Below are 12,482 nucleotides of genomic sequence, written 5' to 3'. Positions count from 1 at the left end.
AGAAGCGAGAACTCAATCAGTTCCCAACTTCCATTTTAATGATTAGTTCATTGAAACGTGAACGTGATCATAGTGGTTTTCGGTTACGCTACCACGGTCTGGCATTGGATTCCACGTGTAGGCTGGTCCATATTTACTATCATATGGAGCGTAGAAACGTTGTTTCCAGATGATATAGTTGATACCACGGCTAGCCATATTTTTGACTGCATATTCTGCAATTTGATCTCCGAGTGCTGAACTCACTGGAACCATAAAGTCGATGGCCAAACCTTTACCATGGTCCCCACTGTCACCAGGACGGTAGCCACTAAAAGATGTAATTCCAAACAAGTTGGCTACTTCTTCTTTAAAGGCCGCTGTTTGTGGTTGAAGACCAGCATTCTCAGACTTAGCTACAGCAAGTCCTGCATAGTCAGGAGCCGCTGGAGCAGCATACGTTCTTGAAGGAGTTTGGCTTTGCTCTGCTTGATAAGTCGAAGTTGCAGTGTCAGAAGTTGCTGTTGATGCTGCTTCTTCTGTTGCACTTGTTCCTGTTGTATCAGCAGGTGTTTCAGTTGCTGGAGCAGCTGCTACTGGTGCTTCTGCTGGAGTTGTTGCTGCCGTTTCTTCAGTAGCTGGAGTCGCTGCTTGAGGAGCTTCTTCTTCAACTGGACTAGTTGTTTCTGCTGCTACAGGTGTTTCTGTAGATGGTGTCTCTTCAGCAACTGTCGCTGTCTCAGAAACTTCTGAATTTGGCGCTACTTCTGTTGGTTTTTCAGTCTCTGTTACAGTTGGAGCATCCTCAATTGGTTGAGAAAGATCTTCTACTTGAACTGTTTGTTCATCAACTGTCACTTGATTCGTCGTCAAATCAGCTGTCGCAGTCGTCACTTCTTCACTAGAATCCGCTTGAGGAGTTTGGATTTCAACTTCCGTCACCTCTTCTTCCTCATTGACAGTTGTAGTGAGGACAGTATCTGGGAAAATCAAGTCCATATTAGTGATTTTGTTCAAATTAGCAAGAACGGTTACATCTACTCCCAAAGCTTCTGCAATCGTGCTCAGGGTATCACCATACTGAACTGTATAGCTGTTTTTGTTCTCGTTTTTCGTCACATCATTTTGGATTTGCTCAACGCTACGTGCTGTCCAAGAGATTTCTTGAGCTTTAGCTCCTAATGCGGGAGCAAGAGACAGGGCTACTGTTGAGGCTAAAATAATTCTTTTCTTCATTCGTTCATATTCCTTTCAAATGAGTACCTGTCTATCATAACACAAAAAAACAGAAAAAAAGCCCTCTCGGGCCTATTTAACAGAACTGTCTATTCCTTGTAACAAACTAGATCAGTTGAAATAGTTTGTTAGCCTTCTGTCATAAAACTGACACAATCTTTTTATTGCTCATCCTCAAAAATGTAGGGAATATCTGCCAATGCTTGAATCCTCTGATTCCCTTCATAAGTTGACTCTAAAAAGTTAATGCTTTGAATACCGCTATTCTGGGCAAATTTCACATCCAAAGTCCGGTCCCCTAGATAATAGGTAGTCCTAGGATCCAACTCATATTTGTCTAGCAGATATGTCGCCGCTTCTGGACTGGGCTTGCGTGCAAAACCACTCTGATTAGTTAAAATTTCTGTGAAATAACATTCCAAACCCAAGTCTCTTAGAATGGTAAAGGCATTGTCTCCTTTATGGGTATAAACAAACTGCATAATCCCTGCTTCATCTGCCCAAGCCAACACTTCACGCGCACCTGGCATCAAAACTATCTGGGCATTCTTCTCAGCCAAACTCTGGGCACGCACCTGATTGAGCACTTCCACATCCAGTTTTCGCTCTTCTGCCACCTGCTCCAGTAAATCTTGCACCGAAAACTTGAGGATAAACTCTCTCACTTTCTCCTTGTCATAAGGAATAGAAAACTGACCAAAGGTTTCCTCAATCCCTGACAAAATCGCTTCGTAAGAGTCCAATAAGGTTCCATCTAAATCCCAAATAAAAGCTGTTTTTTTCATTTCCTATCCTTTCAAGCTCATATAACTTTGGTAACGGTAGCGTAGAAATAACCATCGAAAACCATTGTCCAATAACGTTCCAGCCCAAATACCAGGCAACCCCCAACCAAGAACAATACCCATAAGATAGGCTGTCCCTATACGGATACACCACATCCCAATACTTGTCGCATAAAAGGGGAGGCGAGCATTTCCCAATCCCTGCCAAACTGCCGTATATATAACTGTCCCTGTCGCCATGGGGGTTCCTAGTAGAGAGAACAGTGCCACCAAAACGCTCGCTTCAACCGCTACAGGATCGGTCGTATAGAGATGAGTCAATGGTGTCCCCAAGGCATAGATACTGAGAGTTAAGGGCAACATGAGAAGCAGGGAAAGCCAAAAGGTTTGCTTGCTCAAATCATCTACTCTTTCCCAGTTATCCTCTCCAACTGCTCGAGCTACCTGCATGACTGTTGCCGTAGCGACGCCAAAGGCAGGCATATAGTTAAACTGGGTCAAGACTTCTCCGACTGCATTTCCCGCTACTGCCTCCGTCCCAAAAGATACGACCAAGGCAATGATCACTACATCTCCAGCTCGCATCATGAGACGTTCTCCTGCCGCTGGCAATGCCAAGGTCAGTAAGTCTTTATCGAGTCCAAAAGTCGGCTTCTCAAAAGGCAGCTTTAATTGCGACCACAAAATCACAAGACCAACTAAGCGAGACAAGATAGTCCCCCAAGCAACACCCGCTATGCCCATATCAAGGACAAAAATAGCTAGACTTGAAAAAAGAATATTCAAGGCATTGGATAAAAGACTAACATAGAGAGGTAGACGCGGATTATGCGTTGCACGAATCAAGGCACCTAGACTGGTCATCAAGCCCAAGAGAACAATCGATCCGCCTACCAAAGATAGGTAGAGTCCACCACTCTCGGCCACATCCTGCTCAGTTCCCAAGAGCCCTATCATCTCTTGCCCAGCAAAGATGGATAAAGCGCCTAAAAGTGCACTCAGCAATAGGGTTATCTTGAGAGCCTCTGTCACGTGATAAGCCAACTTAGACTGATCTTTCTGCCCCAAACTTTTTGAAATAACGCTGGAAATAGCAGCTCCTAGAGCAATGAAAATCGCCTGGTAAATGGTGATAATATTGCCAGCCACTGATACACCCGAAATAGCTATCAGTCCCAAGTGAGCGACCAAGTAACTGTCCACCATTCCCATGAGCATCTGCAAAAAGTTTTCACCCATAGCTGGCAATGCAATATTAAGAATATCTTTATTTTTCTTAAACAATCTCTCCTCCTGATGAAAAGAAACTCAGTTGGTTTCCCAACCGAGTTTACACCCTCTGCCTTAAAGTCCTAGATAAGCCTCAACCGCTGCTTGCATGTCAGCAGCTGCCACTGTTGTTTTATGACGAACCAGTGCTGTTTCAAGTCCATCAACCGCTGGTGGCACTGCCACTCCTGAAATGTCATGTAATTGAGCCAAGGCTTCAAAGTCAGTCAAGCCTGCTTTTCCTGTTACCGCTTCTACGGCAACCACTGGGAACTTGTAAGGACTAGCTGTTGAAGCAATCACTGTCTTAGTCGCATCGCCAGTAGCCGCTTGGTATTTTCTATAAACAGCTGAGGCAACCGCCGTATGTGGATCCTCGATGTAGGCATCTGTTTGATAAACACGTTTAATTTCTGTCGCAGTTTCTTCCTCAGTCGCATATTCAGCTACAAAGAGATCCAGAATCGCTGCATCAAAGTCTGTCAACTCATATTGTCCTTGTGTACTCAAGGCATTCATGAGTTCAGCAGTCTTAACCGCATCATTCCCCAAAAGATGGAAAATCAAACGCTCCAAGTTTGAAGATACTAAGATATCCATAGATGGACTAGTTGTTACTTTAAACTCACGTTTCTTATCGTAAACACGTGTTTTAAAGAAATCTGTCAAGACATTGTTATCATTTGAAGCACAGATCAATTTGCCAACTGGCAGACCAATTTGCTTGGCATAAAAGGCAGCCAAGATATTTCCAAAGTTTCCTGTTGGTACTGTGAAATTGACCTTTTCACCAGCCACAATTTCGCCAGACTTGACCAACTGAGCGTAGGCATAAACATAATAAACAATCTGTGGTACCAAACGACCAATGTTCATAGAGTTAGCTGATGAAAATTGCAGTTTATTGGCAGCCAACTTTTCACGAAGAGCTACATCGTTAAACATATGTTTCACATTTGTTTGCGCATCATCAAAGTTTCCATCAATAGCGATAACATGAGTATTGTCGCCAGTCTGAGTAGTCATTTGCAACTCTTGTACCTTGCTGACACCATCCTTTGGATAAAAGACGATAATCTCAGTTCCAGGCACATCGGCAAACCCCGCCATAGCAGCTTTCCCAGTATCACCAGATGTCGCTGTCAAAATGACAATCTTGTTCTCTAAACCATGCTTTTTAGCGGCCGTCGTCATAAAGTATGGCAAGATAGACAAGGCCATATCCTTAAAGGCAATCGTTGAACCATGGAACAATTCCAAGTTGTATTGCCCATCCAGTTTCACCAATGGCGCAATAGCTGGAGTATCAAACTTGCTATCGTAGGCATTGTTGATACAGTAGTCCAACTCCTCAGCCGTAAAGTCATCTAAAAAGGCTGATAAAACTAATTTAGCCACTTCTTGGTAAGAAGCATCTTTTAATGTGTCAAAGTCCAAATCCACCTTTGGATAAGTAAGTGGTGTAAACAGACCACCATCCGTCGCCAAACCTTGCAAAATAGCTTGGCTGGCAGTCACTGTATTATTGGCATCACGCGTTGATTGATAAACTAATGTCATAATCTCTATCCTTTATCTATAGTCTCTTCCATTATATCATGATTTTTCAGAAAATTCTCCCTTTATCAGAGAAATTATAGGCCCAATTCTTCTTTCAAAGGCTGTAAGTAGGTCATTTCTTGCTTGCCTCTCTTCTCCAAACCTTCCTCAGCTAGAAAGAGTAATTCTTTTGAAAATTCGACAATTGCAGTTTCTTCCTCAACTGTGAGCATTTTCTTAGAAAATTGTCGTCTCAATGACTTGTAATCACGACCAAATGTGGTAAAAAATGGAGCAGTTCGCAAGTAAGCTTCAAGCTTGTCTAAATGAACCAACAAGCCCAAATGAAAGGCTGCAGAAGCAAAAGTCCTATCAAGCGGCTGAGTACACACACTACGAAACTCAACTGTTCCTCGAGTAGTTAAGTCTTGGTACTGGTAACTACGATGAGTTTGGAAATCCTCCTCCTGAGGATGAATTAACACCTCATCCCCATTAAGGGTAAATGCTTGGATTTCAGGTGTAGCCAAATAGTCCCTAGCCTGAATCGGATAAAAATAATAGGTCTGCCCATCACGCTCCGCAGTAAAAATCGCAGAATGATTTAGATAGTCAAAAAAATCATCTTCATCTTTAAATAGTCTAGTATTGACACCAACATTCTCTGGATAGATACCATGCATGGATTCTTCCCAAAAAATATCTCTCGAAATTTTGGTATCCCAATCTGCCCCTGAAAACTCAGAATTTGCAAACAAATAAGCTTTGGCAGCTTCAATTTGCGTAAAAGCATTGATAACACGCAGGTAGCTGGACCTTGAAACGTCTAGTTGAACCTGACTTCCACAGATAAAGGCTCCATACTCAGGGAAATGATGTAAATCTGATTTAGTTACATTTCTACTCAAATTCAGATAATCCATCAACATCTGATAGCGGGGATAAGCCACTGAACAATTCTCATTTTTATCCCAGTTGGGATGAATGCCGCAGCCAACAATAGCATGATTAGCTTCACCCAATTTATTCTGAATCGTAGCCATATAGAAGTTAAGGCGTTCTTCTACCTCTTGGATAGATTCGGCCTTTCCGAATGCAAACTCAATCGTCGTATAAGCAACCTCAAATAAGATCGTATCTTGGCTGACTGGATCAAGTAACTGAATTGGATTCCCAAAATCATCCACTTTTTCGATAGTAAATCCCAGTACTGATGGTAAATACCGAAAGAGATCCTTAACAACTTCACCATCTGTAGCCTTACCCTCTAAATTTACAATAGGATATTCTAACTCAATCCCAATAAATAAATCTGGGTTCTCTTTTATATTCTTTAAGTAACGTTTCTTTAGTAATTCAACAGACCGAGACATTAATCACCAAACTCTTTCATAATCAAAATAAATTGTGAATAAGTAATATTATACCAAAAATACACTAAAAATGACTAGAATAAGAAGAAAAAGATCATTCATCAGTTATCTGTACTTAATCAAAATCTTTACCAAAACAAAAAACAAGGCCCGAAAACCTTGTCTTTCATACTATACCGGCGGCCGGGGTCGAACCGGCACGTCCTTGCGGACACTGGATTTTGAGTCTAATATTATTAGTTTTAAATCTCAGAAATATTGATTTTATAAGCTTTTTTTCCATAATATTTTTTAAAACTTAGTATCACTTCCAAAGTTTAGATACTTTTTAGTAACTATAAAATGCTAGAAAGTATACTCCTTATTAAAAAGAGTTTTGGACTAGTTTTGTGCAATTTTATTACCCATATCCGTAATAAGAGAGGCTAAATTAATTGCCTTTAATGATTGTAGAAATTGGTTGTGAATATCATTAGACACATAACCAGCTAGCAAAATATGCTCAGCCATGTCATATTGCTTAATCAAGAGAATCTTATCATGTTTTTCATTAAATAAAATCGCACTAATTGCTGTATTAAAGACTGGAAAACGAAAACTCGCACATTGTGAACAATAAGGAATATCTCCCTCATCTTTTAAAAATTTTTTCTCCAAAGGATGCCCACATTCGGGACAACAAGTCATTGTTTTGTCAAATATAGAAGCCTCTTTTTTAAAGTTCTTAAAAGTAATTTTACCAGTAAAATCGAGACCACGCAAGACATTGAAATAAATCAAGACTTTATTTAAAATTTATCTTATGATATACTAAACTTATCAGCTATTGGTTCTGAAAAAGTGTCTGCCACAGTTTTACTACAAATTCTCATGACTTGTGCCAAGATTTATAAAAAACGGATAGCTATAATAGCTCTTAGAGCAAAAACATGACATATAGGAGGTTAAAGACATGTCATACTTTTATCTTTTTATCGCCATTGTAGGAGAGATATTGGGAACTAACCTTTTGAAATTATCAGACGGTTTTACAAAGCCTATTCCAACCGTTTCTGCCCTACTTAGCTATGGCGTTTGTTTCTATTTCTTATCACTAGCAATGCAAAAAATTCCTGTAGGAATAGCTTATGCAACATGGTCAGCTGTCGGTTTAGTTTTGATAGCCTCTATCGCAGTAATGATTTTCAAAGAAACACTAAATGTTTATAGCATTATCGGTTTAATTTTGATTATCATTGGTGTTGTCATGGTTAACTTATTAGGAAATGCAGGACATTAATAAAACCGGCTCTATACTATTTGTAGTGGGTAAATCCCCTATGGATATTATGGAGCCTATTTTGTTGTAGAAAAAAAGTTCCATAAGAACTATAATGAAAAGCTAGAATTCTGTCAATATTTTGGACACATTTTGGGAGGGAATTTTGAAGACTAGCGTCCTCCTAATTTTCCCAATAAGTTTTAACTTCTTCAAAAATCTTATTCAAAAGTTCTGCATCTTTTTCTGACAACTGATTTTTTTCTATAACTCTATCTTTTAGTTCTGTTGCCTTTATTTTATTTCTTGCCACCGAAACTGCTATTGAATGTTTCAAAATATCAAACTCATCCTTTGAAAAGTTTGCAATATTGGTAAGATCTAATTGTTCTAGAGGTAAACTACTGATAATTGAATAAGGTTTTTGTCCCAGCAAATAATCTGTAGTAGTCCCAAAGATATTTGCTAATTTCACAACGAATTCTAATCCTGGTTCTAACGTTCCATTCTCCCACCGAGAATATGTCCCTTGTTGAACTCCAATTAATTCCGATATTTGTACTTGAGTTAACTTTTTTGATTTTCTGAGAGTTTTTAACCTCTCTGAAAATTTATAATCCTCTGTATACATAAGTCTCCTATAAATATTCTTAATCGTATATTTTAGCTTGACAAAATATTCTAAACGGTATAAAATAGAATTATTCCATAAGGAATATTTATTTTGAGATTGAATATTCCATTGAGAATATTATAGCATAAAAGGAGGTAAAAGCGTATGTAATTAGTAGTCGATTTAAAAAATTTTAATAAAGGAGGTAAGATTCGACAAAATAAAAAAATCTTGAAACAAATGTGCCGTTCGTTCCAAGATCAAAACATATTATGTAACAATTATACCACAGAAAACTCTTCAGTTGCACAAGAAAATTTCGGAGGTTTCACAAAAAGATGACCAATAAAGAGTTAGTCAATCAAATTTCTGGCCTAAACTCTACCTCTACTCTTAAAAATTGGATTCAACTGATTAAAGAGATAAGTGGCAAGGAATTTAAGAAAATTAAAGTTCCTATCAGTAGAAATCCCAGAACTCATCAATTAAGTTATACAGTTGCCTATGACTTTACAGACGAAGACCTTAGACAATTTCAAAAGTTAGCTAAACTAAAACTTGAAATAGGTCTAAAAGAGGCTATACAAGCCGTATTTGGGAGTCTAGCAGACAATGAGCAAGAACTCCTAAACCAAGTAATAGATGAGCTCTATGATGAACTGAGCGCCTTAAAACAGGAATTTAAGCGAGAAATACGACTGATAAAAAATGAGAATGCCAATCTAAAAAAGAAAATCCAAGATATTGAAGAGTCGATGCAAACCGGCTTACTTGGGTTTGTTCAGAAGAGGTCAAAAAATAGGTTCGGCTAATAGCGAGTTTTCGGCTGAGCCATGAGGCAGAAAGCCGAAAATGAGCGTAGATGCGGACGGACCATTTTTGACCGATAGGGTGTGTAGTAACACCACCCTCTGCAAGTTAGGTGTACCATCGAAAGAATTCAGTATTCCCAAGGGTTTTGGAGATTTTAAGGGTGGCAAAATTAGGCAAAAAGTTGAATCAAAATCTATGGCAAAAAATGAACATTTACGTTCTGTATTTGACTGGATTCAAATTCAGTTTGATAAGACTGAATTTTCGCCAAGAGAAATAATCGAAGACATTCTATTTCTTGACTATGACCTATTTATTGAGAATAAAGGGAGCCTTAAATACTATAACTATGATAGCCAGCTTCATCATGGGAATATCCGTATCTACTATGGAGCGAAAGAGTCGTCCTACATGCTTGTCATGTCAGGACAGGCACTCGAGTTCTTTAGAGATATGGTATTAGATCCAAATAGTCTGTCCGAAAGACAGTTTCTGAACAACCTCTACTACAATTACAATCAGTTTTCAGTAAGACGAATTGATATTGCAATAGATGATTTTAATGAGACACCCTATTTCACTCCTAATCAGCTTCTAAAAATTTGTCAGAAAAAACGCTTTATATATGGGAAAAGCACCTACTACAATACCTACGGAGATGAAACAATCGGCCAGACCTTATATTTAAGAAAACCCAATGATGACGAAAGACTTAGAATTTACGATAAGCGCTTAGAACGAGCCGAGAAGCTCGGAATCAGCAAGCATTTTATAGAAAATTGGATAAGAACTGAGTTAGAACTTAGGAAAGAAAAAGCTCACTACTTCATTCAAGAATGGTTGCATTCAGAAATAGACCTTCTCAACTTTACCAAGGGATATCTCAAAGAAAAAGTGAGATTCTATAGTGATAGCCATTTCTCAAAACCTTTGAGATCTTGGGAAAAGTTTTTAGGTCACTCAAAACCTGTCTCCATCATTATTTCAAAACCAAAAACAGAACTAGAACAAAAATTAGAATGGTTTACCTATAAAGGTTCAGGGGCTATTCTAAAAGCGTATAAATTTCTATACGACAATAACTTACTGCATGAGTATGAGAAGTCTAACTATCTCGCACTCAACAATATGGAATATCCACCAGATTTAGCAAGTGGATTAATAGAAAGGGCAATTCTCTTTAAAAGAGAGGATTTAATCCCTACAATCAAAGAAAATATCAAAAGGAGAAATTAACTATGGCAAAAATGCTTTCACAAAATGACTGGAATTTTAATAACATTGGAACAAAGTTTGAATTGGATGAAGTTATTCCAAAATTTGAAACGGAAGTCCGAGCAGATGCAAACGGAGAAATTATCAAAAACCGAGATGGTAGCGAAAGACGTTTTAATACCGACAAAATCATTGGTTGGAAATACAATGTAACAATCAAGGATGGACAATTCAAAAAGAAATCAACCCAAGTCTCAGTAGATAATCCAGATGCCTTGGTTGATAATGACTATATCCAAGCAATGGATCAAGTACCAGTTACATTTGACAATTTACAAGCCACTATGATTAGTTCAACGATGTATTACAAGGCGGATGCTATCCATTTAGTAGATGTAAAACAAAAATAAGTATAAGACAAGGGGAGTTAATCCTCCCCTTACTTAATCTAATTAGAAAAGGAGATAACATGATTAAAACTGTAACAAAAGATGATCTTATCGAACTTGGATTTGCTCCAGGAACTGCAAGAAAGATTATCCATACTGGCAAATTACTATTAGTGAATCGTGGTTTTAATATCTACGATAACAAACGGATTGGTACAATTCCAGCCAGTGTTGCTGAAGAACTACTAGGAATTGAACTCCAGAAAGAAGCGTAACTTATGGCCTTACGTAAAAGTAAAGACGGAACTTGGATTGTCGATATTTCCAATGGTATAAATCCAATATCTCTAAAACAACGTAGAATTGTAAGAAAAGGATTCAAAACTAAAAAAGAAGCATTGGAGGCCGAACAATACTTACGAAGTGTCGAACTTAAAGAAAAAAGTTTCAACTCAAAAATATCAATTGATATCCTTTATGATCTCTTAAAAGAAGAGGATAGAATAAACAACAGAAAACAAAGCTATATAGATACACAAGAAAACAACTATAACAGGCATATAAAAAACTATTTTGAAAAAGTTGATGATGTAGCTAAATTAACTTATGAAGATATCTATCAATTCAGAGAACATCTAAGAGATAAAAATACTCAAAACTCAGAAAAGAAGCTAAGTCCAAACACTATTAATAAAATTATAATTTTACTAAAGAAAATTCTGGATGTTGGATTAAGAAAGGGATTTTACAAGGAACATCCCGTAGGATTACTGAAAAAATTACCCATAGAAAAAGTAAAATTAAATTTCTGGACAGTAAAAGAATTTAAGCATTTCTTCACACTATTTAGCAACGATGAATACAATATAAAATTACTATTCACAGTTCTATTTTTTACTGGTCTAAGACTCGGAGAAGCTCTTGCTCTAACGTGGAAGGACATAGAGTTTTCTACAAATACAATCCATGTAAGTAAATCAATATACGTTAAAAAAGGTGAAGAACACATTAGTAGTACAAAGACAAAAGCTGGAACCCGAAGAATCATCATGAACACCAAACTAGTGGAGACACTAGAAGAATGGAGGCAAACACAGCATGAAAGATTAAAAGAATTTACAACCAACCTAGATGATCTACAGATATTTCAAAATAGCCCGATTACGATAACTAAGGATTCAATCGAAAAACAATATAAAAAAATATTACAAAGAGATAGTTCTTTAAAAAAAATAAGAATTCATGACTTCAGGCATTCACATGCTTCCCTACTAATAAACCAAGGAGAAGATTATCTTGTCGTAAAAGAAAGATTAGGACATGCTTCTATAACTACAACAATAGATACATACTCTCATTTGTATCCAAGCAAGCAACAAAAATTAGCGGATAAATTAGATGATTTGTTATAAAACTAGTAATTTTAAGTAACTCAGCGTTACAAATTCAACAAATAAAAGAAAAAGACAAGGTCCGAAAACCTTGTCTTTAATACTATACCGGCGGCCGGGGTCGAACCGGCACGTCCTTGCGGACACTGGATTTTGAGTCCAGCGCGTCTGCCAATTCCGCCACGCCGGCAAATAGTAACTGGGGTAGCTGGATTCGAACCAACGCATGAGGGAGTCAAAGTCCCTTGCCTTACCGCTTGGCTATACCCCAATAATATAAAATAGGCGAGTGATGGGGATCGAACCCACGCATGCCAGAGCCACAATCTGGTGTGTTAACCACTTCACCACACCCGCCATAATCATATTAACACGGGCAGTAGGAATTGAACCCACACTGAAGGTTTTGGAGACCTTAGTTCTACCTTTAAACTATGCCCGTAACTAAAGTAATGGAAGGGGAGGGATTCGAACCCCCGAACCCGAAGGAGCGGATTTACAGTCCGCCGCGTTTAGCCTCTTCGCTACCCTTCCAAGTTATAAATAAAATATGGCGCGAGACGGAATCGAACCGCCGACACATGGAGCTTCAATCCATTGCTCTACCAACTGAGCTACCGAG

13 protein-coding genes and 6 tRNA genes are annotated in these 12,482 nt (G+C 38.2%); 6 read left to right on the top strand and 13 right to left on the bottom strand.

Annotated elements, in window-relative coordinates:
• Nucleotides 1-42: 42 nt before the first annotated feature.
• The 6 genes from M1F65_RS08950 to M1F65_RS08925 all read right to left on the bottom strand — a co-directional run bounded on the left by M1F65_RS08950 (nucleotide 43) and on the right by M1F65_RS08925 (nucleotide 6,838).
• Complete coding sequence (locus M1F65_RS08950; protein WP_000746000.1) at nucleotides 43-1,215, bottom strand: LysM peptidoglycan-binding domain-containing protein; 1,173 nt, start codon at nucleotides 1,213-1,215, stop codon at nucleotides 43-45.
• Nucleotides 1,216-1,376: 161 nt separating this feature from the next.
• Nucleotides 1,377-2,000, bottom strand: coding sequence for an HAD family hydrolase (locus tag M1F65_RS08945; RefSeq protein WP_000750409.1), 624 nt, complete (start codon nucleotides 1,998-2,000; stop codon nucleotides 1,377-1,379).
• A 3-nt stretch (nucleotides 2,001-2,003) separates the two neighbouring features.
• The gene (locus tag M1F65_RS08940) at nucleotides 2,004-3,284 is read right to left on the bottom strand and encodes an MATE family efflux transporter (protein WP_247925829.1); all 1,281 of its coding nucleotides are present in this window, start codon (nucleotides 3,282-3,284) and stop codon (nucleotides 2,004-2,006) included.
• Nucleotides 3,285-3,344: 60 nt separating this feature from the next.
• Nucleotides 3,345-4,829 carry a threonine synthase gene (gene thrC / locus M1F65_RS08935; RefSeq protein ID WP_042901980.1) on the bottom strand — a complete coding sequence of 495 codons (1,485 nt, stop codon included), beginning with the start codon at nucleotides 4,827-4,829 and terminating at the stop codon, nucleotides 3,345-3,347.
• Nucleotides 4,830-4,903: 74 nt separating this feature from the next.
• Entirely contained in the window at nucleotides 4,904-6,181 is a 1,278-nt protein-coding gene (locus M1F65_RS08930; protein WP_247925828.1) for a glutamate-cysteine ligase family protein, read from the bottom strand.
• Between the two features lie 381 nt (nucleotides 6,182-6,562).
• Complete coding sequence (locus M1F65_RS08925; protein ID WP_219724175.1) at nucleotides 6,563-6,838, bottom strand: hypothetical protein; 276 nt, start codon at nucleotides 6,836-6,838, stop codon at nucleotides 6,563-6,565.
• A gap of 295 nt (nucleotides 6,839-7,133) precedes the next feature.
• Here M1F65_RS08925 and M1F65_RS08920 point away from each other — a divergent pair, with 295 nt between their 5' ends.
• Nucleotides 7,134-7,460 carry a DMT family transporter gene (locus M1F65_RS08920; protein WP_049518302.1) on the top strand — a complete coding sequence of 109 codons (327 nt, stop codon included), beginning with the start codon at nucleotides 7,134-7,136 and terminating at the stop codon, nucleotides 7,458-7,460.
• Between the two features lie 163 nt (nucleotides 7,461-7,623).
• Here M1F65_RS08920 and M1F65_RS08915 read toward each other — a convergent pair whose 3' ends face one another.
• A complete protein-coding gene (locus tag M1F65_RS08915; protein ID WP_000287814.1) occupies nucleotides 7,624-8,070 on the bottom strand; it encodes a helix-turn-helix transcriptional regulator in 447 nt (148 codons plus the stop codon).
• A 320-nt stretch (nucleotides 8,071-8,390) separates the two neighbouring features.
• Between M1F65_RS08915 and M1F65_RS08910 the strand changes: the two genes are divergently transcribed.
• Genes M1F65_RS08910 through M1F65_RS08890 form a run of 5 tightly spaced genes read left to right on the top strand, consistent with a single transcriptional unit; the run spans nucleotide 8,391 to nucleotide 11,881 of the window.
• Nucleotides 8,391-8,864, top strand: a complete 474-nt coding sequence (locus tag M1F65_RS08910) for a hypothetical protein (RefSeq protein ID WP_247925827.1) — start codon at nucleotides 8,391-8,393, stop codon at nucleotides 8,862-8,864.
• A gap of 40 nt (nucleotides 8,865-8,904) precedes the next feature.
• Nucleotides 8,905-10,101, top strand: coding sequence for a replication initiation factor domain-containing protein (locus M1F65_RS08905; RefSeq protein WP_247925826.1), 1,197 nt, complete (start codon nucleotides 8,905-8,907; stop codon nucleotides 10,099-10,101).
• 2 nt (nucleotides 10,102-10,103) lie between these two features.
• Nucleotides 10,104-10,490, top strand: coding sequence for a hypothetical protein (locus M1F65_RS08900; RefSeq protein ID WP_075566112.1), 387 nt, complete (start codon nucleotides 10,104-10,106; stop codon nucleotides 10,488-10,490).
• A 59-nt stretch (nucleotides 10,491-10,549) separates the two neighbouring features.
• Nucleotides 10,550-10,744 (top strand): DUF3173 domain-containing protein, encoded by a 195-nt coding sequence (locus M1F65_RS08895; protein WP_000598356.1) that lies wholly within the window; start codon nucleotides 10,550-10,552, stop codon nucleotides 10,742-10,744.
• A gap of 3 nt (nucleotides 10,745-10,747) precedes the next feature.
• Nucleotides 10,748-11,881 (top strand): tyrosine-type recombinase/integrase, encoded by a 1,134-nt coding sequence (locus tag M1F65_RS08890; protein WP_247925825.1) that lies wholly within the window; start codon nucleotides 10,748-10,750, stop codon nucleotides 11,879-11,881.
• Nucleotides 11,882-11,966: 85 nt separating this feature from the next.
• On the opposite strand, the gene M1F65_RS08885 is transcribed toward M1F65_RS08890, so the two are convergent.
• From M1F65_RS08885 to M1F65_RS08860, 6 genes are all read right to left on the bottom strand, one after another.
• Nucleotides 11,967-12,050, bottom strand: a tRNA-Leu gene (locus M1F65_RS08885).
• A gap of 9 nt (nucleotides 12,051-12,059) precedes the next feature.
• A tRNA-Gln gene (locus tag M1F65_RS08880) sits at nucleotides 12,060-12,131 on the bottom strand.
• A 13-nt stretch (nucleotides 12,132-12,144) separates the two neighbouring features.
• A tRNA-His gene (locus M1F65_RS08875) sits at nucleotides 12,145-12,217 on the bottom strand.
• 14 nt (nucleotides 12,218-12,231) lie between these two features.
• Nucleotides 12,232-12,302: transfer RNA gene (locus tag M1F65_RS08870), tRNA-Trp, on the bottom strand.
• 11 nt (nucleotides 12,303-12,313) lie between these two features.
• A tRNA-Tyr gene (locus M1F65_RS08865) sits at nucleotides 12,314-12,394 on the bottom strand.
• Between the two features lie 17 nt (nucleotides 12,395-12,411).
• Nucleotides 12,412-12,480: transfer RNA gene (locus M1F65_RS08860), tRNA-Phe, on the bottom strand.
• Nucleotides 12,481-12,482: the final 2 nt, after the last annotated feature.

Source organism: Streptococcus oralis (genome assembly GCF_023109195.1).
GTDB lineage: Bacteria > Bacillota > Bacilli > Lactobacillales > Streptococcaceae > Streptococcus > Streptococcus oralis_BV.
The sequence above is the reverse complement of the archived record's forward strand: the minus strand, read 5'-3'. Positions and strand labels throughout refer to the sequence as shown.